We start from the raw sequence: 22,310 nt of genomic DNA, 5'->3' as shown, positions 1-22,310 counted from the left end.
CGTACTGCATGTTCGTTCGTAACCCCAACGCTTGCCGCCAGCCTTACCCACGTGCCCTTCAAGCGGTGATGAGCATTGCCATCGCCCAACAGAGCCGCCACTGGATGGGCGGGTGGGCTCGCCTGAACCAGAAGCCCACCCCGCTGTACAGCTTGCCCGGCCTTGCCGCTGAACTGGGTGTTGCGCAGGTAGCGGTCAAGGATGAATCTGTGCGCTCGGAACTGGGCAGCTTCAAGGCACTGGGTGCGCCTATCGCGCTGCTGCGCCTGGTACTGGGAAGCTTCCCCCTGCAACGCATGCACCCGTACGGCGTGCTTGCGGGGCACCACGCTCAGTTGCTCAGCGCGTTCACCGTTGTCAGTGCAACCGATGGCAACCACGGTCGGGCCTTGGCGGCGGCGGCGCAGAGCATAGGTTGCCGCTGTGTGATCGTGCTGCATGCGCAGGTGAGCATCGAGCGTGAACGGGCCATTGCCGCGTACGGTGCCCTGATCGTGCGTATTGCCGGCAATTATGACGCATCGGTGGCACACGCCGCGGCGCTGGCTGCCAGCAACGGCTGGCACGTGGTGTCCGACACGTCCTATGAAGGTTACGAGGTGATCCCGCGGGATGTGATGCAGGGCTACGCCACCATTGCTGCAGAGGTCGTCGAAGCCAACGCCGGGCAGCCACCGTTCACCCATGTCTTTCTGCAAGGTGGGGTGGGCGGCCTGGCGGCAGGCGTTGTCAGCTACCTGTGGGAACTCTACGCGGAGCACCGTCCGGTGTTCGTGGTGGTTGAGCCCGAACAGGCCGACTGCCTGTACCAGAGCGGGTTGCGCGGTGAACCGGCCAAGGCTACCGGGTCGGTAGACTCGGTGATGGCGGGGCTGGCCTGCGGCGAAACATCACCGCTGGCGTGGCGCTTCTTGCAAACCAGCGTCGATGCCTTCATGACCATCAGTGATGCCGAAGCGATAGCTGCCATGCGTCGCCTGGCAGCCGGCAGTGAAGGTGACATACCAGTGTTGGCGGGTGAGTCGGCCGTGGCCGGGCTGGCAGGCGCCATGCACTTGCTTGAAAAAGCACCCGACGTTGCAGCGGGCCTGGCCCTTGGCCCTGAAGCACGCCTGCTTGTGATCAGTACCGAGGGCGCCACAGCCCCGGGTGTGTATGCCGAACTGGTGGGGGAGCGCGCCGAGTCGGTACTGGCGCGTCAGGCCGCCTGGGCGGCTGCCTGACGCTGGTAAGGTTCAGTGGCCGCCCTTCATCCGCCGGGCGATGAAGTACAGCCCAAGGCCTGCCAGGGCGGTAGCCGCGCCGATGAAACCGGTGCTGGTCCAGCCCATGCCCGCCGTGATGGCCATACCGCCCAGCCAGGGGCCCAGGGCGTTGGCCAGGTTGAAGGCCGCGTGGTTCGAGGCAGCGGCAAGGCTTGGCGCCTCGTGGGCGATGTCCATCAGGCGGATCTGTAACGGGGCTGCCAAAGCGATCATGGTGCCCACCAGGCCAACGCCGAGCAGCAGGCTCCACAGGGCGTGTGCAGCGAAGGTAAAGAACAGCAGTACGGCGATGGACCAGGCCAGCACCAGCCCCACCGCCCGGAACTGCAGCCGGTCAAACAGCTTGCCGCCGGCAATGTTGCCGATGATACCGCCCAGCCCGAATGCGGCCAGGCCAAAAGGGATCCACTGCGGGGCTACCCGGGTGACTTCCAGCATGGTGGGTGCCAGGTAGCTGAACACGCAGAACATGCCGGCGAAGCCAATGGAGGCGATGGCCAGCGCCATCCACACCTGGGGCAGGGTGAAGGCCTTGAGTTCCTTGCGCGGGTCGCTGCGCACTTCATCGTGCCGCTGGGGGACGAAGCGCCAGACCATGGCGATGGTACACAGGGCAATTACGCCCACCAGCACGAACGCAGAACGCCAGCCGAAGTACTGGCCCAGGAAGGTGGCGACCGGGTTGCCCAGCAGCATGGCCAGCGTCAGGCCCATCATGACCCGTGCTACGGCCCCCGCCCGCTGGTTGCTGGCCACCATGCTCGAAGCGACTACGGCGGCGATGCCGAAATAGGCGCCGTGGGGCAGGCCGCTGACGAAGCGGAAGGCCACCAAGCCACCGAAGGAGGGCGCAAAAGCAGTGGCCAGGTTGCCCAGTGCATACAGGGCCATCAACAGCAGCAGCATGTGCTTGCGCAGCAACTTGGCTCCCAATATCGCCAGGGTCGGGGCGCCCACCATCACTCCCAATGCGTAGGCACTGATGGCGTGGCCAACCTGGGGCTCGCTCAACTGCAGGTTGCTGGCGATATCAGGCATCAGGCCCATGATCGCGAATTCGCCGGTCCCGATGGCAAAGCTGCCCAGGGCCATGGCGGCTTCCATCCTGGCGACGGTGCCTTTGGTGGGCAGCGGGGGTAATTGCTGAACTGACATCGTGGTCCTTAATGCAACAAGCTGAAACGATAAAGTTGAATCTTAGAGAATCATGGGCCTTGACGTCGAGCGTGTCTAACGGCAAGGCCTAGGGTCTGACCGTGCAAAAGGAGGGAAGTGCAGGCCGGGGTACAAATGTGCTCTTGCCGTTCAACGTTCCAGGTATTGGCTTTGCTCGGCGAAGTCGATGAACCGTTTACTGGCCAGCGATAGGTACTCCCCGGCCCGCCAGCACAGGCGAAAGCTCATCTGCTGCGCGGGTTTGAACGGCACCCCGACGATGCCGGGGGTGCGCAGTTGCACCGAGCGCAGCAACGTCGCGACGCCAAGGTTGTCCAGTGCCGCCTGCACCACCAGCGACACAAAGTTGCTTTGCAGGGCCACCTGGTAGGTGATGCCGTGTTCTGCAAAAAACGCATCCAGCAGCTGGCGCTGCACGAACGTGCGGTCGAACACCACCATGTCGGTCTTGCGCAGGTCCTCGGCCGTCAGGCTGTCTTTACCGGCGTAGGGGTGATCCGGGTGCATGCAGGCCAGCATCTCGTCGCTGCCCAGCAGGATCGACTGTTTGTCAGGGGGCACTCGCCTGGATTCGAGCAAGGCCAGGTCGATGTCACGTTGCTCCAGGCGCTGGCCGATGTCCTCGGCGCTGCCCTCGAACACGGTCATGGCAATGCCAGGGTAGAGGCGGCGGAAGGCGTTCATCAGGCCGGGCACATAGTGCAGGCCGAACATCGGCGGGATGCCCAGGCGCACTTCGCCGCGCTTGAGGTCGGCCATGTCGCGCAGTTCCTGGCGGGCCACGTCCATCTCCCGCAGTGCCGATGCAATGCGCGGCAGAAACTGCTCGCCTTCGGCCGTGAGCACCACTTTGCGGGTGGTGCGGTTGAACAGGCTGACGCCCAGTTCCTCTTCCAGGCGCGTCACCGCCATGCTCAATGCTGGCTGGGCGATGTGCAGGTGCTGGGCCGCTTTGGTGAAGCTGCCCTGACGTACGATTTCGACGCAGCAGCGCAGTGCTTTGAGGTTCATCGGCGCGGTTCACCATTCATAACGTTTTGTGATGCTGAGCATCATAACAATATATTTAATATTATTAACGCGAAGGCCTACGATGCGCGGCACTGAGACATCCTGCAACATCTCAGTCACGCCGCTTTAACAAGCCGCAATTCCTCCAAGATTTCGAGGTAGTACCCTAAATGGCCAAGGCCGCCGATGTCGTTGTGCAATGTCTGGAAAACGAAGGTGTCGAGTATGTATTCGGCATCCCTGGTGAGGAAAACCTCGACCTGCTCGAATCCCTGCGCAAGTCGAAGATCAAGCTGGTACTGACCCGCCACGAGCAGTCCGCAGGCTTCATGGCGGCCACCTATGGCCGCCTGACCGGCAAGACCGGCGTCAGCCTGTCTACCCTCGGCCCCGGTGCTACCAACCTGGTCACTGCCAGTGCCTACGCTTACCTGGGCGGCATGCCGATGATGATGATCACCGGCCAGAAGCCGATCAAGAAGTCCAAGCAGGGCCGTTTCCAGATCATCGACGTGTGCGGCATGATGGACCCCATCACCAAGTACACCCACCAGTTCGCCTCGGCTGACAACATCCCGGCGCGCATGCGTGAAGCCTTCCGCTTGGCAGAAGAAGAAAAGCCCGGTGCCGTGCACCTGGAGCTGCCGGAAGACATCGCCGCCGAGCAGACCGACAGCCTGCCGATTCCCCCCAGCCTGCACCGTCGCCCGCTGGCTGAGCACAAGGCCATCGAGGCAGCCGTGCAGAAGCTGCAAAACGCCCGCAACCCGATCCTGGTGATCGGCGCCGGCGCCAACCGCAAGATGACCGCCAAGGTCTTGAAGCAGTTGATCGACAAGACCGGTATCCCGTTCATCACTACGCAGATGGGCAAAGGGGTGGTGGACGAGCGTCACCCACGCTTCTTGGGCAACGCCGCGTTGTCTTCGGGTGATTTCGTGCACCGCGCCGTCGAAGCAGCCGACCTGATCGTCAACATCGGCCACGACGTGATCGAGAAGCCGCCGTTCTTCATGGTGCGCGGCGGCACCGAGGTTATTCACATAAACTTCCGTTCGGCTGAAGTGGATGCGGTGTACTTCCCGCAGGTGGAAGTGATCGGCGATATCGCCAACGCCGTGTGGCAGATTGGCGAGGCCCTGACCGACACCAGCCACTGGGACTTCACGCGCCTGATGGCCATTCGCGAGGCCAACGAAGCGCAGACTGCCGAAGGCGCCGACGACGACCGCTTCCCGGTCTACCCGCAGCGCCTGGTGGCCGACATCCGTCGCGTGCTGCCGTCCGAAGGCATCGTGGCCTTGGACAACGGCATCTACAAGATCTGGTTCGCCCGCAACTACAAGGCCCACAAGCCTAACACCGTGCTGCTGGACAACGCCCTGGCGACCATGGGCGCCGGCTTGCCGTCGGCCATGGCGGCGCACCTGGTGTACCCGGACCGCCCGGTGATTTCGGTGTGTGGCGACGGTGGTTTCATGATGAACAGCCAGGAGCTGGAAACTGCCGTACGCCTGGGCATGCACGTGACCGTGGTGATTCTGCGCGATGACGGCTACGGCATGATCCGCTGGAAGCAGGCGAACATGGGCTTCACCGATTTCGGCCTGGACTACGGCAACCCGGACTTCGTGAAGTATGCCGAGGCCTACGGTGCCAATGGCCACCGTGTGGAAAGCGCTGAAGGTTTGCTGCCGTTGCTGGAACACTGCATCAAGACCCCAGGCGTGCATGTGATCGACTGCCCGGTCGACTACAGCGAGAACGACCGCATTCTCAACAGCGAACTGCGCGAGCGCGCGTTGGCTATCTGAGATCAAGGTGGCGGGTGTACACGGCTCGCCGCCTGCCTCTTTCCGGGTGCCCCGCACCCGGATGGCCAGCTAGATCTGATCTGATGAAGCTCACATAAGCTATTGATTTTATGGGGTTCTGTGGGAGCGGCTTTAGCCGCGAACACCGGCGAAGCCGGTGCCATATATCGCGCTGCCTTCTTCGCGGGTGAACCCGCTCCCACAGGGTTACTGTGGCCTCAACAAGCTCTGCAGGTTTGCCAGGATAGTGCTGGTGTCATAGGGCTTGCGCGTGACCGGGATGTGCTTCAGGTGCGCGGGGATGCTGATGCCGTCGCCGTAACCGGTGGCAAACAGGAAGGGTATCCCACGGCGCGTGAGCTCATCAGCCACGGAAATCGACGTGCTCCGCCCCAGATTCACATCCAGAATGGCTGCATCCGGCTGGCGCACTGTCAGCAACTGCATGGCTTCGTGCTCGGAACTCGCCGTCATCACGCAGTCCACACCCGCGTCGGTCAAAATCTGCTCCAGGCCTACGGCAATCACCAGCTGATCCTCCAGAATCAGCACGTTCAAACCCGCCCGAGCCGCAAAGCGCTCCCCGGACGATGCCGCCGTTGTGCCGGCTGTCGCCGCAGCCTCCGCCTCGCCAAGCGCCAGGTGTTTATCGGGGATGGTGAAACAACCGCGCAGCCCCTCCGGGCAATACTCGACCTGGCTGGTACCGCCCAGGTCGAAGGGGATGCTGCGGCTGATCAGCACCGAGCCAAAACCATTGCGGCTCGGCGCGCGCACTGGCGGGCCGCCGCGTTCCTGCCACTCGATGGTGCAGGCACCTGCCTCATCCAGTGACCAGGTGACCGACAGGGTGCCGCCCGGGCGCGATAACGCCCCGTACTTGGCCGCATTGGTGGCAAGTTCATGCAGCACCAACGCCATCACCGAATAGGCCCGTGCATCGAGGATCACATTCGGCCCCTGCAGCTCGATCACCCCACTGGCGGTGCGGTAGGGCGACAGCTCCGCGTCCAGCAGCATCGCCAGCCGCCCACCGCCGTCGCCGCGCACCACCTGGTCGTGCGCCAGCGCCAGTGCCTGGATCCGCCCCTGCAGCGTGGCCACATAACCCTGTAGCGTCTGGCTTTCGGAGGTGGGGTGGGCAACCAGCGCGCCAATCAGCGACAGGATGTTCTTGACCCTGTGGTTCAGCTCTTCGTTGAGAATGCGCTGGCGCACCTCAGCTTTGGACCGCTCGCTGGCCAGCAGCTCGCTGTTGTGCAGCACGACTTCGACGATGGCAGTGCGGATGGCATCGCCGAACTGGCGGTCCTGCTCCGTCCAGGGCAATGACTGCTGGTGGACCGTTTCTTTCCAGATGGCAAAGCTTTTGCGTGGGGTCAGGCGGTCACCCAAGGCGCCGCTGATGTAGGTTTTATTGGGGTCGCCCGCCCAGTCCAGGGTTTCCACCACCTCTTTGCGGAAGAAGATGATGTAGTCCCGCGGGCGCTGCGATATAGGCAGTATCAGCACCCCGGACACCTCGGTGAAGTACGCCTGAGCCGCCGGGTGAGCCGTTGCCAGGCGGTGGGATGCCCAGGTTCTGCCTTCGGTGATGCCGTCGGCAAACCGCAACAGTTCGGGCAGCGCGGTTTTTGGCGGCACGGTGCCGGCGGACGACCAGCGCCCCTGCAACGACAGGCCAATGCCGTCGCACGGTATCAGCGCCATCAGGCGCGGCAGACGCCCCTGGAAGAATATGTCCATATCTGCCGCATGGTTGGCATCACGCAGCATCACGTCGAGGGTTTCGTGCACCTGCACGGCGGCTTCCAGCTTTTGCCGGCTGTGCAGGGTCTCGATGTGCAGCGAGAAGAACTCACCGAACATCTCCGCTGCCACGCGCTGCCCCATGTTCAACGTGCGCGGCGAATAGTGATGACAGGCAATGAGCCCCCACAGCTCACCTTTGACGATGACGGAAATCGACATCGAGGCGCCCACACCCATGTTGTGCAGGTACTCGCAGTGCACGGGGGAGACGCTGCGCAGGTGCGCGTACGAAAGGTCCAGGGGCTCACCTGAAGCGTCCAGCACAGGTTCAATGGCGACTGGCTCGAAGCCTACATCCGGGATGACCCTGATCAGGTTGCGCAGGTACAGCGAGCGTGCCTGGGGTGGAATATCGGAAGCCGGAAAGTACTGCCCCAGAAAGCTCTCCAGAATGCTGCGCTTGGCTTCGGCGATGACCTTGCCGGCACCGTCACTGTCCAGCTGGTAGATCATCACCCGGTCATAGCCCAGCACCGCCCGCACAAAGCGCGCCGCATCACGGAACAGGCGGTTGGTCTTGTCGATTTCCCGCAGCTCGGCAATCAGGGTGCGGGCCAGCTCGACGGGCTCGGCGCCACTTTGGCCGGCCAGCTCGAACTCCAGTAGCGCATTGCCCTTGTACAGGTGGGCGGTGACGTCCACAGCCACGCCGTTGGGCAGCACTTCTGCGAAGCGAAGCGCGGGGCGGGAGCCTTCGCGCAGGCGTGCCAGGGCATTGCGCAGGGTATGAGCAAGTTCGGCACCGAGAACGACGTCCAGCTTCTGGCCGTTGATGTCACCCTCTACCCCCAGCAGTTGCGGGGCGTTCAGCGAATGACGCAGCAGGGTGGTTGCGGAAGCGTCGCAGGTCAGCAGGCAGCCATGGGGCTGGATGCTGCCTGGAATCTGGATGGGCTCGTGGTCGCAGTTGCTCAGGTTTACCAGTGGGTCGGAGGTCATTAGCCAGGCCTGTGAAAAATGTAAAGGCTGCCCGCTGGGCCGCCTTGGTCAGCCTAGCAGGCCGGCTGGCCCGGGCATAGCTGGCGGTTGCAGGGCTAGCGGTTTTTTTGACGGTCAGCTGTTTGAATGGACGGTTGGCTTGTCTGAACACGGGGTTCGGTGGTCTCATGCCGCCCACTGCTCAACGGGTAACCTTGATGAACCGACCGCTTTTCATTGCCATGGACGGGCCCAAAGGCACCGGCAAGACCACATTGCTGGAGGCCGTGACCCAAGCGCTGAGGGCAGGCGGCAGAAAGGTGATCAGGCTCTGTGAGCGCAAGTGCGACCCGGCACGGGGCGACACCATGGCCTTGGTCAATCAGCTTGCCCGGCACCCCGGCGCCGAGCTGGAGCTACGCGTGTGCGAGCGCCTGGCGCACAGCCGGGCCTGGATCACGCGGCACGTCCTGCCCCGGCAACCCCAGGACAGCATCATCCTGATTGACCGCTGGTACCCGTCTGATGCAGCGTTTCGCCGAACCCTGCCGTTCAGCCAGATTCTGCAACTGAACCGGCAATACGGTGTACAGGTACCCGACCTGCACATCGCCGTGGTCACGGCCCCGCAGGTTTCCTGGGCCAGGGCTGCCTCACGCACCCGTGGGCTGGGCAGCACCGTGATCCATACCTTGGAGGAGCAGGCCGCGTGCACGGCCGCGTTCACACTCGCCGCTCAAGAGCACGGCTGGCTGCTGTGCCACAACGACGGGCCCATCGATGTGGCTGTGGCGCAAATCGTGGCTGCAGTCGAGCGCGTACATAGCGAGCGCTATTGCATCGAATAAGGGTTAGAACCCCTCAAGCACGATCTTGCCCTTCGCCTTGCCGCTTTCGATCACTGCGTGAGCGCGTTTCAAGTTGGCCGCATCGATCTTGCCAAAATGCTCGCCCAAGGTGGTCTTCAGCACCCCGTCATCGACCAGTTGCGCGACACGGCACAGCAATTGGTGCTGCTTGATCATGTCGTCGGTCTGGTACAGCGAACGGGTGAACATCAGTTCCCAGTGCAGCGACAACGATTTGCGCTTGAGCGGCATCACATCCAGCTGTGCCGGGTCATCGATCAGGGCCAGTTGACCCTGAGGGCGCAACACCTCCACCAACTGCTCCAGATAGGTGTCGGTGTGGGTCAGGCTGATCACGTGGTCGATGGCCTCCAGCCCCAATTCGCGCAACTGCGGCGCCAGCGGCGCGCTGTGGTCGATCACATGGTGTGCGCCAAGGTCCTTCACCCATTGTCGGGTTTGCGGGCGTGAGGCCGTGCCGATTACGGTAAGTTGGGTCAGGCGCCTGGCCAGTTGCACCAGTATCGAACCTACGCCACCGCCGGCGCCAATGACCAGCAGGCGCTGGCCCTGGCCGCCTTGCTCTTCGACGCGCAGGCGGTCGAACAGCAGTTCCCAGGCCGTGATGGCGGTCAAGGGCAGGGCGGCGGCCTCCGCAACATTCAGGCTGTGCGGCTTGGCGCCAACGATGCGCTCGTCGACCAGGTGAAACTCGCTGTAGCAGCCCGCGCGATCAATGGCACCGGCGTAGAACACTTCATCGCCCGGCTTGAACAACGAAACGTCAGCGCCCACCTCGCGCACCACGCCAACGGCGTCCCAGCCCAGCACCTGCGGCGTGTCGCCACCACGGCTGGCCCTGATCTTGGTGTCGACCGGGTTCACCGCAATCGCTTTCACTTCCACCAGCAGGTCACGGGCGCCTGGCGTTGGGGTGGGCAGGTCTGCGTCATACAGCGATTGTGCGTGCTCGATCGGTAGACCGGGTTGCGAATAAACGACAGATTTCATGAGGCTGGCCTTGAGCAATAGGAAAGAGAGTCAGGGTATTCCTGTCGCTGAAAGAGAAAAATAGCCTTGAAGCATTAAGACTTTGTCTCAGGCAGTGAAAGCCAGTTACGGGCCAGCAGAGGAGGAAGATCGTCTACGGAAGTAAAGGCTGTTCAAGGCGGCAACTCACGCTTCGATCGACGAATGATGCCCAGTGATAAGCCACCTTTCATCGATGCGCTCGAAGGTGAACAGAAACCGCGCCGGTACGGTGCAGTGCTCGCCACCGTCCCGGTAGACGAACGTGTAAAGCCCACCCACCACCACGGTGCCCAACTTGCGGCTGACACGTTTTTTGAACACCTGGATGTCGCACACCAGGCCATCGTTGGCCAGGAAGTTCTCAAAGTAATTACGGCGGCTGTCGTCGCAGTCGCGTACCAGGTTGGACAGGGTAGGGACCAGGATCGCGTCGGCAGCATACAGCGCCAGCACCTTGTCCACATCACGCGTGGCTACGGTTTCGGCCCACCTGTACAGGGCTGCCTTGGCGCCTGCCAGGCAGGCCATCTCTGTGTCGGCGTAGGGTGCCTGGGTGGCAGGTGATGGGGGGGTCTGGCTCATGAAGGCTTACCTTTTTATGACTAACGCAAGGGGAGGGGGCTGAAAAGATAACAACATATGTTATGTTATAACACATGCATTTTACTCAGGTCCCAGCCTATGTTCACTACCCTCGAGCACGCACGAGCGGGCGCCCGCTTTCCCCTGCACGATGTCATCGGCCATATCCCCTGGAACGACCAGGGGCTGGTGCCTGCCGTCGCCGTGCAACACGACACCGGCGAGGTACTGATGCTGGCCTGGATGAACCGCGCCGCCCTGGATGAGACCTTGCACACCCGCCGTACCTGCTACTGGTCCCGTTCGCGTCAGGGCCTTTGGCGCAAAGGCCTGACCTCTGGCAGCGTCCAGCACGTGAAAGAGGTGCGCCTGGATTGCGACGGGGACGCCTTGCTGCTGCTGGTCGACCAGGTTGCGGGGGCTTGCCATACCGGTCGACGCAGCTGTTTCTATAACGTCATCGACGGTGATGAGGTGGTGGTGCAGGGCAACCCGGCGGGGTCGGTGCCATGAGCAGCGTCCTTATCCGTAACGCCAGGGCGGTCAACGAAGGGGCTGTGTTCGACGCTGATGTCTTGGTGGCCCATGGCCGAATTGAAAAGATTGCCTCCAGCATCTGCAACGGTTCGGCCGAGGTGGAAATCGACGCCGAAGGGCGCTGGCTCATCCCCGGTATGATCGATGACCAAGTACACTTTCGTGAGCCGGGTGCCAGCCACAAGGCGACCATCGCCAGCGAATCCCGCGCCGCCGTGGCCGGTGGTATCACCAGCTTCATGGACATGCCCAACACCAACCCGGCCACGCTCACCCTCACCGCATTGGAGGACAAGAAGCGCCGGGCGGCCGCCTCATCGATGGCCAACTACGGCTTCCACTTTGGCGTGAGCAACGACAACCTCGACACCGTGGCTGCGCTGGACCCACGCCACGTAGCAGGGGTGAAGGTATTCATGGGGGCATCCACGGGCAACATGCTGGTGGATGACCCCAAGGTGCTTGAGCGGCTGTTCGCGCAGGTGCCGACCCTTCTACTGGCGCATTGCGAGCACACGCCCTCGATTCTGGCGAATGAAGCACGCTACCGGGAGCGCTTCGGCGACCATGTGCCACCCGAGATGCATCCGCTGATCCGTGACGCCCAGGCGTGCTGGCGCTCGTCCAGCCTGGCTGTGGAGCTTGCCAACACCCACGGCACACGGCTGCATGTGCTGCACCTGACCACCGCACGGGAGCTGGCGCTGTTCGAGCCTGGCCCGGTGCTGAACAAGCTGATCACCGCCGAGGTCTGTGCGCACCACCTGCTGTTCGATGACAGCGACTACGCCGCCCTGGGCCACCTGATCAAGTGCAACCCGGCCATCAAGGCCCGCGAAGACAGGGATGCCTTGCGCCGGGCATTGCTCGACGACCGCATCGATGTGATAGGTACCGACCACGCACCGCACGCCTGGGCTGAGAAGCAACGCCCCTATGCGTCGGCACCCTCCGGGTTGCCCCTGGTGCAGCACGCCTTGCCGGCCCTGTTCGAGCTGGTGGAGGAAGGCCTGTTACCCCTCACACAGTTGGTGCGCAAGACCAGCCACGCGGTGGCCGATCTGTTCGGCATCCAGCACCGCGGCTACCTGCGCGAAGGCTACTGGGCGGACCTTGCACTGGTCGAACGGCTGGCCGTGCCGCGGCCAGTTCGCCTCGACCCTGTCCTTGCCCACTGCCGATGGACGCCGTTCGAACACCACAGCCTGCGCCACCGGGTTACCACCACCCTGGTGTCCGGCCAGCTTGCCTGGCATGAGCAGCGCCTGCACGACAGCTGCCAGGGCCTGCCATTGGCCTTCGCTGCCTCGCGTCGCTGACCTCACCACACCCAGAACCAAGAGATAACACCATGACGGAACAAGAACTGCTGGGCATGCCTGCCGAGGCCTACATGGACGCCGCCCAACTGGCGTTTTTCCGCGACCTGCTGCTCGCCCAGCGTACCGATTTGCAACAGCGCATCGACCACGAGTTCGAACAGATGCGTGACTACGAGCCCAGCAGCGACCCTTCCGACCTGGGCACTGTGGAGGAGCAACGGCAGTGGCAGCTGCGCCTGCTGGAGCGGGAGAAAAAGCTGCTGGACAAGATCGACGAATCGCTTGAGCGCATCGCACGCGGGGAATATGGCTGGTGCAAGGACACCGGCGAGCCTATCGGGCTGCGCCGCATGCTGTTGCGGCCAACGGCCACACTCAGCATCGAAGCCAAGGAACGGCAGGAAAGAAAGGAGCGCCACCTGCGTGACGATTGAACGGCCCTGGCGTGCCTGAGGGCAATGGCCAGGGCAGGGGCGGTTAGTTACCGGTGAATGCCGCGAAGCGCTTGTTGAAGCCAGCAACGCGGCCTTCGGTCTTGGCCTTGCGTTCCTGACCGGTATAGACGGGGTGGGAGGCACTGGATATGTCGAGTGTGACGTACGGGTAGGTGACGCCGTCGCTGTGGGTATGCGTCTTGTCGGTATCGATGGTGGAACCGACCAGCCAGAACGCATTCGCAGAAACGTCATGGAACAGGACAGGGCGGTAGTTGGGGTGGATGCCAGGCTTCATGAGTAAGGTCCTTGAAATGATATAAAGTAACAATATAAATGATATTTACTCTCATTCCAAGGTCGGCACTCTCAGTTCGCCAGTTTCAACGCAGGGCCGAATGCAGCAGGCCTGGCGTCAGCCTCTTTGATGTACTCCAGCAGCCGTTCGCAAGCCGGGCTCAGCCGCTGCTCGCGCCGCTGGATGACTGCATAGCGGGCAAACGGGCGCAACCCCTCTTCCAGTTGATCCAGGGGTTGAACGCCGAGCGCGGCCATTTCCGCTTCAAAGCCGGCCACGTGCATGAGCCCGATCAGATCGCTGCTTGCCACCACCCGCAGCAGCCCGATGGCAGTATCGCTTTCCAAGGCTACCGCTGGGGGCTGAACCCCCAGTACCCGGGCCATGCGGCCGAGCACCGGGCGTGCACCGGCTGGCAGCGCGACCGGGAAGCTGAACAACCGTCCGGCTGTGAGTCGGCCAGGCTGTTGCAACAATGGGTGGCCCGCCCTGCAAACCAGTGCCATGCGTTGGGGATGCAATGGGGTTACCTCGTACTGCTCATCCAGCGTGAAGGGTTCCGAGGCCGTGATGAGAAAATCCAGCGTGTCACGCTTCAGCCCTCGCACCAATCCCTGCCAGTGCGCCACCTCCAGGCGTACCTGCATGCGCGGGTAGTGGCCCAAGAAACGCGCAATAGCGGGTGGCACAAGCCGTTCGCCGGCAAACGGTGCGCAGCCCACACGTATTTCGGCGGCCTCAAGCCCGGCCCCGGTGTGCAGTTCGCGGGTGAGGCGCGACATGCCCTCCAGCACGCTGCGGGCATGCTGCAGCACCCGCTCGCCCTGTACCGTAGGCTGAAAGTTGCGGCCCGAGTGACGATCGACCAATTGGCAGCCCAGCGCCTCTTCAAGACCTCGAATACTACGGCTGAAAGCTGGCTGGGTGATGTTGCAGGCTTCGGACGCCCGCACGAAACTGCGGTGTTCGATGAGGGCGACAAAGTGGCTGAGCTGTTTGAAGTTCATGGCGCGGTCGACGGTAAGGAGGGCGCCGGCACTAAACACGCCGGCGCTTGGGACGACCAGAATAAGGAAATTATTTATTCCTAAATAGAATCAATATTCATATTCTTATGCGCCTATTTTTACTTCCTGCCACCTGATGGTTTTTGCTCAAAAGTCGACTGACGCGCTCAGGGACAAGGTGCGTGGCGCTCCCAGTACCAGGTAGTTGGAACCCGGGTAGCCACCCGCAGACGCCCAATAGTCACGCCCGGCAACGTTATCCAGGCGTGCACGCAGGGTCACGTCCTTGTCGTCCACCTTGAAACCGTAACGCGCACCCAGGTCCAGGCGGGTCCAGGACGGGATTTCCAGGCTGTTGGCGTTGTTCACGTACTGGCGGCTGGTATAAACCACCCGGCTGGTCAAAGTCAGCCCATTCACGCCGGGTACGTCCCATTCGCCACCGACGTTAGCCTGGGTTCTGGGCACGCCAATGGGTTCGTTGCCATCATTCTGGCCGTTCTGGGTCTTGGTCAGTTCAGCGTCCAGCAGCGTCACCCCACCCAGCAGCCGCACCCCAGGGGTTGGCTCGCCGAACAGCGAAAGTTCGATACCGCGGTTGCGCTGTTCGCCACCGTCCTTGAATATCTGGTTCTCGACAATACCCACCGGCTTGCGGGTCTCGAACACGGCCAGGCTACCGCCCAAACCGCCGCCGTCGTATTTCACGCCAAGCTCGGTCTGTTTGGCCACATAAGGTGCCAGGGAGGCGCCAGCATTGAGGACGGGCGCCTTCGAGCCGTCGGGCAGGGTAGTGGTGGCACCCGCCGTGTCGCCCTTGGTCAGGCCTTCGATGTAGTTGGCGTACACGGAGAACTGCTCATTGAGCTGATACACCACACCGGCTACAGGGGTGGTCTCGTAGCGGTTGTACTGGGACGTTTTGTCACCGGAGTTGTAGTCGTAACCGGTCACGTCCAGGCCCTGGCGGCGTGCGCCGAGGGTAACGAGTAACTGGTCATCGAAAAAGCCGAGTGTGTCGGCGATGGCAAGGCTCTGGGTGTGGGTACGCGAGGTGATGTGTGGGTCGGACATGGAGCCGCTGAAACTGGTGTTGCCTGGCTTGGCCACGGTGAAGGGGTCGTACAGGTCATTGGCAAACCCGGTAAAGTTGCCAGCCCAGGCATTGCGGTCCTTGGTGTCGTACATCGCGCCGGATACCACCCATTGATGCGACACGGGGCCGGTCTGCAGGCTGTAACGCATGCCCACCTCACCGGTGGTCACGGTTTCTTCCCGGTAATTGTCAAAGCGCGTGGAGCGTGTCACGCCATTTGCATCGGAAGACGGGTTGGCCAGCACGTTTTTTTCTTCGCCCTTGCGCATGCCCACCGCCGCCCAGGTGGTGAGTGCGTCAGACAGGTCGTACTCGGCGCGGAAGGTCCCGAACGTCTGTTTTTCTTTGGAATAGGTCCAGGGTTGCCCGTAGTTCTTGTCGGCATCCGGTGGGCTGGGCACCCGGCCGGTGGGGGTGACGCTGGGCTGCGGGTTGTCGATGAAGTGGTACTGGTTGCCAAGGTCCGCCGACAGGCGCAGGCGCTCACCCTGGTAATCCAGGCCCAGGGCGAACATGTCCAGCGAGCGGTCCTGGTCCTGCACCGCCGTTTCACCGCCGCGTTTGGCCACGTTCACGCGTACGCCAAAGCGGTCCTCTTCACCGAAGCGTCGGGCCACGTCGGCGGCCACCGTGCCGAACCCGCGGTTTTCCGCGCCTACGGTCAGCCGGGTGAGCGGGGTATTCGGTGCGCGTTTGGGCAGAATATTGATAGCCCCGCCAATGCCCGTGCCGCCGGGCGCTGCGCCGTTGAGGAACGCACTGGCACCCCGGAACACTTCAACCCGCTCGATGAATTCCGAGGCCACGTATTGCCGAGGTAGCAGCCCGTACAGCCCGTTGTAGGCGATGTCATCGGAGTACAGCGGGAAGCCGCGCATCATGTACAGCTCCTGGAAGTTGCCGAACCCCCTGGCGATGCGCACCGAAGGGTCGTTTTGCAGGATATCCGCGACGCTGTGGGCCTGCTGGTCCTGGATCAGCTGGTTGGTGTAGGAGGTGGAGGTGAACGGCGTCTCCATGTAGTCCTTGTTGCCCAGGATACCCACCCGCCCACCGCGGGCCACCTGGCCACCCTCGTACTCAGGCACAAGGCCGTCCCTGGATGCGTCTGCACTGGCCGATACCGCTGTCTCTTCCAGCTCCAGCGCTCCCTGTGCCCCCTTGGCGCTGGCCGGTTGCGTAGTGGGGACGGGGATCTCCAGGCTCTGCTGTGCCAAGGCCATGGGGGATGCAACGCTCGCAACAAGCCCAAGGGGCAGCCAGACAGCGCGCAACGCGCATTTGCGCGGGAAGTTTGGGACGTACATGAGTCGACCTGCTTGAGGAAAAGGGGATGACGGGATCCAGCCTGGCGGCGGAGAACTGCATGATAGCGATTGCGAATCATTACCGCTTAGATTTTATGTAACGACGCGAACGGCCGTTTGCAAGCGCGGGCATGTCATCAGAAGGGATCGGGAAGGGCAGGCAGGTCAAATCGCGGGCAAAAGAAAGCCCGCTGCTAGGCGGGCAAGGTCTATCACACGTAGGGATAGCTTCAGGATCGCGCAGAGGGGGTGAAAATTAAGTGAAATGAACGTCCACGGTTTGTTTATTTGCTGTATGCGACAGCTGTAACGATAAGACCAGCGCCTGCAACCGCGCTTTGTCTTCCTCCAGCGGCAGCGCCCGTTCAGCGCGCTTGACCAGCAGGGCGGCATGCATGGCGCAGGCCTGCCCAAACTTGTCTGCGTCAATAGCCGCCAAGCTGGCGAGTGCCTTGATAAAGCGGATATCAATCTCAAGCAGGCCCGCACCGTCGCGTGCGATCAACGTGAAAAAGTCATCGAACATGTCATCAACAACCAGCGCACGCACGTATACATCCCTGCAGTGGTGTTCGGCTTCCTGCTCAGGCGCCTGTTGAGCCCACTGGGTGAAACAGCGCACCCCCCGGCCTATCACGTCTATCACGGTGCCTGAGTCGTTGGTGGCGGGCGACAACGCGCGCGATGCGATCTCTGCCAGCACCGACAGCCCGAAGCGCGGGTCTTGCTCATAAGTGCGGCGCAAGCCGATGGTTAGCGCGGCCAGTACCGCAGTTTGTAACTCAGCGCTGACCTGCTGGCTGCCTTTGCCCACGATGTGCGCAACCACTGCACCCAGGTGCAGGAAACTGCCGGGCAGCACTTCCAGGTAAATGGCCACACCATGCTGCTTGGCCGCAAGCGCCAGGGCATTCACATCCACATGCTGGACATAGCCGGTGCCAGCACTCACGAGGGTGCTGGCATGGGCGGGCAGGGCAAAATCGCGGGGGTAGGCTTCGCCGCCCAGAAACGGCCAGCGCGCCCGGTTTTCCAGCGCCGTGATAGTGGCGACCTCCACACGGTCGATGGTCTCACCGACCCGGCCGAGCTTGGACAGGTGATCGATCCAGCGCAGCAGCGTGTACACGATCAGAATGACCATCACGATGGTGACCGCAAACAGCACCACCCGGCCCTGCGCGCCATAGGCACCGGTGCTCAAGGCAATGATGCCCACTAGGCTGAACAGGAACGAGCCGATGAACGTGGCCAACGCATTCTGGGTGGTGGAGTCTTCCATCACCAGGCTGGTGGCCCGCGGGGTCACGCCGCTGCTGGCGGCGCCATAGGCCGACACCATGGTGCTGAGGGAGAACGTAGTCACGGCCAGCATGCTGGAGGCGATGATGCCGAGGATCTTGTCGACCGAATCCGCACCGACCTTGGCCGGCAGCGAGGGCGGCACGAAGTCGCGGAAGGCGATCGCCAGCAAGGCGGTGAGCACACCGATGAATGAGAACAGGGTGGCGCGAAACCATAGCCGTTTTGTGGTTTGTGCCAGTGCCCAACGCCAGCGAGCGATCATGCGGGAGCCCTTGTTTCGTGATCAACGATCGAGAGACGACGGAACTGCCGCCGTATTGGCCGATTGAGTGGGATCAAGGCGCAATAGTTTCATCACCGTGGTTCGAGAAACGCTTCCAGCATGACTCCGCGCTCAGTGATGACCGAGCAGCACGTCGTGCAACTTGATTGCCTGCAGAGCCTCGCTGATCAAACCGCTGACCTTTTGCACCACCGGATCCCGCGCGCTGTCCACCCGCCAAGCCAATTCGACCGAGTACCTGGGCAAGTCGACGGGGCAGGGGCAGCAGACCACCGCACTGCTCTTCGCCAAGGCATGGGCTGCATGGCTTGGGAGCGTGGCCACGCAATTGGTACCTGCCAGCAGGCTGGGCAGTGCGGCGAAGTGGGTGGTGGAGGCCTCGATCGTGCGTGACCTGCCCAGCGCTGCCAGGGCTTCATCGACCACGCCTACGTACCCACCCGACGACACCAGCAGGTGGTTGCGCTCGAGAAACCCGTCCAGTGTCAGCTCAACCGGTTGCTGATCGGCTTGCCGGGCGATCAGGCAAGCGTAACCGCCGGTGCCCAGCACCTTGCGGCCCAGCGCCCGCGAACCGAGGGTACCTGCGGTCAAGGCCAGGTCGATATGCCTGCCCATCAAGGCATCGCCTGCCACCATGCTGTGGGTCTGCTTGAAGATGATCCTGAGCCCCGGCGCGCTGCGCTTGGCCAGGTCGACCAGTTGCCTGCCGATGGCCAGTTCGTGGTCATCGGAGAGCCCGAGCGTCAGGGTGCGCCCCGTGAACCCGTCGCCATCGGGGCTGGCGAGCAACAGGCTCTGACGGCACTTTTCCAGGGCGCTGGCGATCACCGGCCGCAGTTCTTCGCTCTTGGCCGTGGGGCGCAGGCCCCGGCCGGTCCGCTCGAACAGGTGGTCTGCGTACACCACACGCAAGCGCGTCAACGCAGCACTGACGGCGGGTTGCGTGATACCCAGGCGGATCGCGGCGCGGCTTGCACCGCCTTCTTCGTACAGGGCCTCGAACACTTTCAGCAAGTTGAGATCCATGCCCAAGATATCAATACTGCTCATATCAGTTAGTCAGCCCTGCGGATTGATTGATAGGTGGCCTGGGCGGACTATACCCATATTCCAGCCCTAACACCCGAGATGACGACCATGGCCACCACTACCGTTGCTGCACTGCAAATTGGCTCCCGGCCTGAGGGCAAAACCAGCACACTCGAGGCCATCCTGGCCTACGAGCCACAGATCAAAGGGGCGGGCGCCAATCTGGTGGTCATGCCAGAGGCCGTACTTGGCGGTTACCCGAAAGGTGAAACCTTTGGCACCTACCTGGGCTATCGGCTGCCAGAGGGGCGGGAAAGCTTCCAGCGTTATTACGAGAACGCCATCGATGTGCCGGGCGTGGAAACTGACGAGCTGGCCGGGCTTGCCGAACGCACCGGTGCTCATTTGGTTGTGGGTGTGATCGAGCGGGGCGGTAATACCCTGTACTGCACGGCGTTGTTTTTCTCACCGGAGCACGGGCTGGTCGCCAAGCACCGCAAACTGATGCCGACTGGAACCGAGCGCCTGATCTGGGGCCAGGGGGATGGCTCGACCCTGCCTGTGCTTGAGGCGCCATTCGGCAAGGTGGGCGCGGCGATCTGTTGGGAGAACCACATGCCGCTGCTGCGCACCGCAATGTACGCCAAGGGCGTGCAGGTCTGGTGCGCCCCTACGGTGGACGAGCGGGATGTATGGCAGGCGTCGATGCGCCACATTGCTCACGAGGGCCGGATGTTCGTGGTCAGCGCCTGCCAGGTGCAGCCTTCGCCGAAGCAGCTGGGTGTGAAGGTGCCGCATTGGGACGAGGAGAGGCCACTGATCCAAGGCAACAGTGTGATTGTGGGGCCACTGGGCGACGTACTTGCCGGGCCGTTGCGCGGGGAGGAGGGGTTGTTGACAGCGCAGATTGAGATCGAGGAATTGACCCGGGCTCGGTATGACTTCGATGTGGTTGGGCACTATGCACGGCCAGATGTGTTCTCGCTTTCGGTCGATGAACGCGTGAAAAGTACCGTGGTGTTTAGCCGGTAACTGTATTTCAGCACTGGTGTTCCGGATTGTTTGGCACCGTCACGATTCAGTAAAACCAGTGGCGACTTGAGTTAACAAGACTCCAGTCGCCGCTGTGCCCATGTTGCGCTCAACTACTCGCCGACCCGCGCAGCGACCATCTGGTCGTTGAACTGCTTGAAGAACTCGGCATATCCGCCATTCGCCTCCGCACACCGTAGCGGTTTCACGCGCTCGACCAGGATTTCCTCGGCATCAGGCGAGTTCCGGAAAATGCCCATGACCTCGTCGACGAACTCCTTCAGCGGCATGGCATGGGGGTCATTGGCCTGGCGTTCGCCCATCAGCTCGGTCTGCACGTAGGGCGGCACCAACTCGTGAACTTTCACCGCCGTGTCCTTGAGCTGATAGCGCAGCGATTGGCTGTAGGAATGCACTGCTGCCTTTGTCGCGCAGTAGCTGGGCGTGAGTGCCAGTGGCACGAAGGCAAGACCTGAGGAAACCGTTACGATGGCGGCGTGGGGTCGGGTCAAAAAGTGCGGCAACAGCAAGCCATCGAGGCGGATCGGGCCCACCAGGTTGGTGGCGACCGTAGCCTCCAGTTCTGTAGCGCCGTCGCGTAGGGATTCGCCACGCATGATGCCGGCACAATGGATCACTGCATTGAGTTGCGGGTAATCGATGATCAATTGCCTGGCAACTTTTTGTGTAGATTCTGGGTCGCTGGTGTCCAGTACCACGTAGTGCAGGCCGGGGTTAGCCTCGGCCACTTGCTTGAGAACGGCCTCGCGGCGCCCGGCGATGATGATTTCATTGCCCAGCGCCAGAAAGGCTTCAGCGAGCGCACGGCCGATACCGCTGCCGCCACCGGTGATCAGGATGGTATTGCCTGTGGTTTGCATTGCAGGTCTCCTTGGGAATTCGGACGTTAATGCCCCTTTTATCATTCCACTGCTGTTGTCGGTCATATCACTGCTGCTGGGCGGCCTGACTGCATCGAGTCGATGGGGAGTGCCTCGCTGGCTGGCGGGGCTGGTGCGGGTGCCGCTGGTGATCATCGCTTTACTGCTGTCGCTGATAGCGACGTTGTTTTTTATGGCTGAGCCGCAAGCGGTATTCAGCCATTGGCAAGCGGCAGTTCGAATAATCTGGCGATGAACCCCGGCCCAGTGCCGCGCTATTGATCAGGGTGTAAAGCTGACCAAGTTTTGATGGACGAGTGCGCTGCACCTCTACAACATCCCCTCGCGACTGCGAAGATTGGCTCGAGCCCATTGTTCAGCGCTGGTCATGGGTATTCCATGGACTGCGTTAAAGGTTGCTGCCACGTCCCACGCCACACCTTGGCCGAGTGCGAAAACTGCCCGGTATTTTCGTAAACGGTCGTCTGGTCGTTGCTCAAGTTCCGCCAACACCTGAGGAATACCAAGCTCTCTGCGTTGTATTTTCCGTTCGAGGACGCGCTCCACCAAGTCTGCCAGAGCACCATAGGTGAGGGTGTCACCAGCGGTATATACAATCTGGTTAACAAGCCGTGGTGTATGCAGAACAATGGCTGCGGTGAGCGTACCTATGTCTTCAGGGGTTGTGACCGTGACTTGTGTGTCGAAGCTGCCTAGTGCATTCACCTGTCCTGCGGTCAGGTCAACCACCCCGAAAGCAGGGTCGAACAGAAAGCTGGTGAACATACCTGTAGAAATGATGACCCATTCCGTTCGGGCCTGGGCACGTAACAAGTCGCGAACATCCAGTTGCTCGTCGAACAGATCTTGAGGGCTGCCACGCCCAATCAAATCGTAATCAACGCCAAATTGCCATGGAATATAGCGCTTCACCCCAGATGAAAGCGCGGCTTCAGTGAGCTTCAGTTGCGTGCCACGGCCTGCGGCAAACCCCACGCAGCTGATGACTGTGTCAAAACGTCCCAGCACGCCAGCAATCTCCTCGACGGTAGCAGTGGCGATGTCCAGTGTCTCGACGGCAATCCCCAGCCCCCTGATGGTTTGGATATCGTGATGTTTATCAGCTGACGAACACTCCTCGGTGGCCTGGCGCAGCAGCACGGTAATGCCTGACGACTCGGTCAATCTCGCTGCCAACCCTCGTAGGACGGCAAGCCCCAGCTCGCCGGCACCTAATACCAGAATGCCTTGTTTGACGTTTGAAATAGTAGTCATCATGGTTAACCTCTTTTTGACGTACTCCATCCGAAGTCAGGGA

General features: G+C 62.0%; 20 protein-coding genes. 8 read left to right on the top strand and 12 right to left on the bottom strand.

What is annotated here, in order from left to right:
* Positions 1 to 8: 8 nt before the first annotated feature.
* Positions 9 to 1,223: a diaminopropionate ammonia-lyase gene (locus tag APH25_RS03025; protein WP_060481019.1), complete on the top strand. Its 1,215-nt coding sequence runs from the start codon at positions 9 to 11 to the stop codon at positions 1,221 to 1,223.
* Positions 1,224 to 1,235: 12 nt separating this feature from the next.
* On the opposite strand, the gene APH25_RS03020 is transcribed toward APH25_RS03025, so the two are convergent.
* On the bottom strand, positions 1,236 to 2,420 hold the full coding sequence (locus APH25_RS03020; protein ID WP_060481018.1) for an MFS transporter: 1,185 nt from the start codon (positions 2,418 to 2,420) through the stop codon (positions 1,236 to 1,238).
* 150 nt (positions 2,421 to 2,570) lie between these two features.
* The gene (locus tag APH25_RS03015) at positions 2,571 to 3,452 is read right to left on the bottom strand and encodes a LysR family transcriptional regulator (RefSeq protein WP_060481017.1); all 882 of its coding nucleotides are present in this window, start codon (positions 3,450 to 3,452) and stop codon (positions 2,571 to 2,573) included.
* A gap of 170 nt (positions 3,453 to 3,622) precedes the next feature.
* Between APH25_RS03015 and APH25_RS03010 the strand changes: the two genes are divergently transcribed.
* Positions 3,623 to 5,266, top strand: coding sequence for an acetolactate synthase large subunit (locus tag APH25_RS03010; RefSeq protein WP_028633953.1), 1,644 nt, complete (start codon positions 3,623 to 3,625; stop codon positions 5,264 to 5,266).
* A gap of 207 nt (positions 5,267 to 5,473) precedes the next feature.
* Here the strand turns inward: APH25_RS03010 and APH25_RS03005 are convergent, their stop codons facing one another.
* Complete coding sequence (locus APH25_RS03005; RefSeq protein ID WP_060481016.1) at positions 5,474 to 8,017, bottom strand: HWE histidine kinase domain-containing protein; 2,544 nt, start codon at positions 8,015 to 8,017, stop codon at positions 5,474 to 5,476.
* 197 nt (positions 8,018 to 8,214) lie between these two features.
* Between APH25_RS03005 and APH25_RS03000 the strand changes: the two genes are divergently transcribed.
* Positions 8,215 to 8,844, top strand: a complete 630-nt coding sequence (locus APH25_RS03000; RefSeq protein WP_060481015.1) for a dTMP kinase — start codon at positions 8,215 to 8,217, stop codon at positions 8,842 to 8,844.
* A 3-nt stretch (positions 8,845 to 8,847) separates the two neighbouring features.
* On the opposite strand, the gene APH25_RS02995 is transcribed toward APH25_RS03000, so the two are convergent.
* Together APH25_RS02995 and APH25_RS02990 are read right to left on the bottom strand one after the other, a co-directional pair.
* Positions 8,848 to 9,855 (bottom strand): zinc-binding alcohol dehydrogenase family protein, encoded by a 1,008-nt coding sequence (locus tag APH25_RS02995; protein ID WP_060481145.1) that lies wholly within the window; start codon positions 9,853 to 9,855, stop codon positions 8,848 to 8,850.
* A 165-nt stretch (positions 9,856 to 10,020) separates the two neighbouring features.
* Positions 10,021 to 10,458, bottom strand: a complete 438-nt coding sequence (locus APH25_RS02990) for a nuclear transport factor 2 family protein (RefSeq protein ID WP_060481014.1) — start codon at positions 10,456 to 10,458, stop codon at positions 10,021 to 10,023.
* Between the two features lie 99 nt (positions 10,459 to 10,557).
* On the opposite strand from APH25_RS02990, the gene hisI reads away from it, so the two are divergent.
* From hisI to dksA, 3 genes are read left to right on the top strand one after another with little or no spacing between them, the layout of a single operon-like run.
* Positions 10,558 to 10,971, top strand: a complete 414-nt coding sequence (hisI, locus tag APH25_RS02985; protein ID WP_060481013.1) for a phosphoribosyl-AMP cyclohydrolase — start codon at positions 10,558 to 10,560, stop codon at positions 10,969 to 10,971.
* A complete protein-coding gene (locus APH25_RS02980; RefSeq protein ID WP_060481012.1) occupies positions 10,968 to 12,314 on the top strand; it encodes a dihydroorotase in 1,347 nt (448 codons plus the stop codon). The genes hisI and APH25_RS02980 overlap by 4 nt, the downstream gene beginning before the upstream one ends.
* A gap of 32 nt (positions 12,315 to 12,346) precedes the next feature.
* Positions 12,347 to 12,751: an RNA polymerase-binding protein DksA gene (dksA, locus tag APH25_RS02975; RefSeq protein ID WP_028633960.1), complete on the top strand. Its 405-nt coding sequence runs from the start codon at positions 12,347 to 12,349 to the stop codon at positions 12,749 to 12,751.
* A 43-nt stretch (positions 12,752 to 12,794) separates the two neighbouring features.
* On the opposite strand, the gene APH25_RS02970 is transcribed toward dksA, so the two are convergent.
* The 5 genes from APH25_RS02970 to APH25_RS02950 all read right to left on the bottom strand — a co-directional run bounded on the left by APH25_RS02970 (position 12,795) and on the right by APH25_RS02950 (position 19,100).
* Positions 12,795 to 13,049, bottom strand: coding sequence for a type B 50S ribosomal protein L31 (locus tag APH25_RS02970; RefSeq protein ID WP_060481011.1), 255 nt, complete (start codon positions 13,047 to 13,049; stop codon positions 12,795 to 12,797).
* A gap of 71 nt (positions 13,050 to 13,120) precedes the next feature.
* On the bottom strand, positions 13,121 to 14,056 hold the full coding sequence (locus tag APH25_RS02965) for a LysR family transcriptional regulator (protein WP_156333134.1): 936 nt from the start codon (positions 14,054 to 14,056) through the stop codon (positions 13,121 to 13,123).
* A 147-nt stretch (positions 14,057 to 14,203) separates the two neighbouring features.
* Positions 14,204 to 16,459, bottom strand: coding sequence for a TonB-dependent siderophore receptor (locus tag APH25_RS02960; protein WP_060481009.1), 2,256 nt, complete (start codon positions 16,457 to 16,459; stop codon positions 14,204 to 14,206).
* 256 nt (positions 16,460 to 16,715) lie between these two features.
* A complete protein-coding gene (locus APH25_RS02955) occupies positions 16,716 to 18,026 on the bottom strand; it encodes a DUF2254 domain-containing protein (RefSeq protein WP_060481008.1) in 1,311 nt (436 codons plus the stop codon).
* A 132-nt stretch (positions 18,027 to 18,158) separates the two neighbouring features.
* Positions 18,159 to 19,100 (bottom strand): LysR family transcriptional regulator, encoded by a 942-nt coding sequence (locus tag APH25_RS02950; RefSeq protein ID WP_060481007.1) that lies wholly within the window; start codon positions 19,098 to 19,100, stop codon positions 18,159 to 18,161.
* Between the two features lie 87 nt (positions 19,101 to 19,187).
* Here APH25_RS02950 and APH25_RS02945 point away from each other — a divergent pair, with 87 nt between their 5' ends.
* Positions 19,188 to 20,111 (top strand): carbon-nitrogen hydrolase family protein, encoded by a 924-nt coding sequence (locus APH25_RS02945; protein ID WP_060481006.1) that lies wholly within the window; start codon positions 19,188 to 19,190, stop codon positions 20,109 to 20,111.
* A gap of 113 nt (positions 20,112 to 20,224) precedes the next feature.
* Here APH25_RS02945 and APH25_RS02940 read toward each other — a convergent pair whose 3' ends face one another.
* Positions 20,225 to 20,992, bottom strand: a complete 768-nt coding sequence (locus APH25_RS02940; protein ID WP_060481005.1) for an SDR family oxidoreductase — start codon at positions 20,990 to 20,992, stop codon at positions 20,225 to 20,227.
* Here APH25_RS02940 and APH25_RS25425 point away from each other — a divergent pair.
* Positions 20,970 to 21,248, top strand: coding sequence for a hypothetical protein (locus tag APH25_RS25425; RefSeq protein ID WP_156333133.1), 279 nt, complete (start codon positions 20,970 to 20,972; stop codon positions 21,246 to 21,248). The genes APH25_RS02940 and APH25_RS25425 overlap by 23 nt on opposite strands.
* A 74-nt stretch (positions 21,249 to 21,322) precedes the next feature.
* Here APH25_RS25425 and APH25_RS02935 read toward each other — a convergent pair whose 3' ends face one another.
* Positions 21,323 to 22,270, bottom strand: a complete 948-nt coding sequence (locus tag APH25_RS02935; protein WP_156333132.1) for an aromatic alcohol reductase — start codon at positions 22,268 to 22,270, stop codon at positions 21,323 to 21,325.
* Positions 22,271 to 22,310 lie beyond the last annotated feature (40 nt).

It is taken from the genome of Pseudomonas sp. NBRC 111119 (genome assembly GCF_001320125.1).
GTDB lineage: Bacteria > Pseudomonadota > Gammaproteobacteria > Pseudomonadales > Pseudomonadaceae > Aquipseudomonas > Aquipseudomonas parafulva.
This window is presented reverse-complemented; position numbering and strand designations above follow the sequence as displayed.

Bases quoted from the DNA above. Each gene is read 5' to 3' on its own strand.
- APH25_RS03025 (WP_060481019.1), top strand. From the start codon at position 9: ATGTTCGTTCGTAACCCCAACGCTTGCCGCCAGCCTTACCCACGTGCC.
- APH25_RS03020 (WP_060481018.1), bottom strand. From the start codon at position 2,420: ATGTCAGTTCAGCAATTACCCCCGCTGCCCACCAAAGGCACCGTCGCC.
- APH25_RS03015 (WP_060481017.1), bottom strand. From the start codon at position 3,452: ATGAACCTCAAAGCACTGCGCTGCTGCGTCGAAATCGTACGTCAGGGC.
- APH25_RS03010 (WP_028633953.1), top strand. From the start codon at position 3,623: ATGGCCAAGGCCGCCGATGTCGTTGTGCAATGTCTGGAAAACGAAGGT.
- APH25_RS03005 (WP_060481016.1), bottom strand. From the start codon at position 8,017: ATGACCTCCGACCCACTGGTAAACCTGAGCAACTGCGACCACGAGCCC.
- APH25_RS03000 (WP_060481015.1), top strand. From the start codon at position 8,215: ATGAACCGACCGCTTTTCATTGCCATGGACGGGCCCAAAGGCACCGGC.
- APH25_RS02995 (WP_060481145.1), bottom strand. From the start codon at position 9,855: ATGAAATCTGTCGTTTATTCGCAACCCGGTCTACCGATCGAGCACGCA.
- APH25_RS02990 (WP_060481014.1), bottom strand. From the start codon at position 10,458: ATGAGCCAGACCCCCCCATCACCTGCCACCCAGGCACCCTACGCCGAC.
- hisI (WP_060481013.1), top strand. From the start codon at position 10,558: ATGTTCACTACCCTCGAGCACGCACGAGCGGGCGCCCGCTTTCCCCTG.
- APH25_RS02980 (WP_060481012.1), top strand. From the start codon at position 10,968: ATGAGCAGCGTCCTTATCCGTAACGCCAGGGCGGTCAACGAAGGGGCT.
- dksA (WP_028633960.1), top strand. From the start codon at position 12,347: ATGACGGAACAAGAACTGCTGGGCATGCCTGCCGAGGCCTACATGGAC.
- APH25_RS02970 (WP_060481011.1), bottom strand. From the start codon at position 13,049: ATGAAGCCTGGCATCCACCCCAACTACCGCCCTGTCCTGTTCCATGAC.
- APH25_RS02965 (WP_156333134.1), bottom strand. From the start codon at position 14,056: ATGAACTTCAAACAGCTCAGCCACTTTGTCGCCCTCATCGAACACCGC.
- APH25_RS02960 (WP_060481009.1), bottom strand. From the start codon at position 16,459: ATGTACGTCCCAAACTTCCCGCGCAAATGCGCGTTGCGCGCTGTCTGG.
- APH25_RS02955 (WP_060481008.1), bottom strand. From the start codon at position 18,026: ATGATCGCTCGCTGGCGTTGGGCACTGGCACAAACCACAAAACGGCTA.
- APH25_RS02950 (WP_060481007.1), bottom strand. From the start codon at position 19,100: ATGAGCAGTATTGATATCTTGGGCATGGATCTCAACTTGCTGAAAGTG.
- APH25_RS02945 (WP_060481006.1), top strand. From the start codon at position 19,188: ATGGCCACCACTACCGTTGCTGCACTGCAAATTGGCTCCCGGCCTGAG.
- APH25_RS25425 (WP_156333133.1), top strand. From the start codon at position 20,970: ATGGTATTGCCTGTGGTTTGCATTGCAGGTCTCCTTGGGAATTCGGAC.
- APH25_RS02940 (WP_060481005.1), bottom strand. From the start codon at position 20,992: ATGCAAACCACAGGCAATACCATCCTGATCACCGGTGGCGGCAGCGGT.
- APH25_RS02935 (WP_156333132.1), bottom strand. From the start codon at position 22,270: ATGATGACTACTATTTCAAACGTCAAACAAGGCATTCTGGTATTAGGT.